The organism is Leuconostoc sp. BM2 (assembly GCF_002095565.1).
Taxonomy (GTDB): Bacteria; Bacillota; Bacilli; order Lactobacillales; family Lactobacillaceae; genus Leuconostoc; species Leuconostoc falkenbergense.
In genome coordinates, this window is record NZ_MOWQ01000113.1 from 1 (window position 1) to 786 (window position 786).

Consider the following 786-nt stretch of genomic DNA (forward strand, 5'->3'; position numbering starts at 1 on the left):
GAGCATTGGGCTATGCAGCTACTGGAACAATGGACGAAGAAGTGATGTTCATATTGCACGGTAATGGTAAAAACGGTAAATCTGTATTTATGAACACGATTGATTATGTGTTGGGAGATTATTCAATAAACGTTGATCCAGAAACTGTTTTTGCCAGTCGTTCACGTAATTCGGGTGGTCCAAGCGGTGATATTGCACGAATGAAAGGCGCACGCCTAATGGTTCTATCAGAGCCAGAAGAAGGTAAACCACTTGCAGAAGGTCTCGTTAAGAAAATTACCAGTAAAGATACTATCACGGCTCGTAAGTTGCACAGTAATGAAATTGAGTTCAGACCAACTGGAACAATCTTCATGATGACTAACCACAAACCAATTATCAATGGTACTGATGACGGTATTTGGAGACGTTTGATTTTTATTCCATTCAGAAATCAAGTGAAAGCTGAAAATATGGATAAAAAGCTGGAAGATAAGTTACGTACGGAAGCTGATGCAATCCTTGCATGGATTCAAGAAGGCACAATGAAATGGCAACGTGACGGACTTAATCCACCACCAGTTGTTTTGAATGAAACTAATGAATACCGTGATGAAATGGACGATGTGCAGGCATTTATTGAAGAATATTTTGATTATTCAAAAGATGACCGCACGGAATTTAAAGAAATTGCAACACGCTTTGATACGTGGAAAAGGTTACACGGTGTTGATATGACTAACAAAAAGTTAGGTCGTGAATTGGGAACTAAATTTGAGAAGAAAAGATCACACGGTAAGGTTTACT

Annotated in this window: 1 protein-coding gene; it reads left to right on the forward strand. The window is 38.8% G+C overall.

Translation table 11 applies throughout. The annotated features are described in order from the left end of the window. Positions 1 to 786, forward strand: a 786-nt coding sequence (locus BMG01_RS10695; protein WP_233127314.1) for a phage/plasmid primase, P4 family, incomplete at both ends; no start/stop codon positions are given.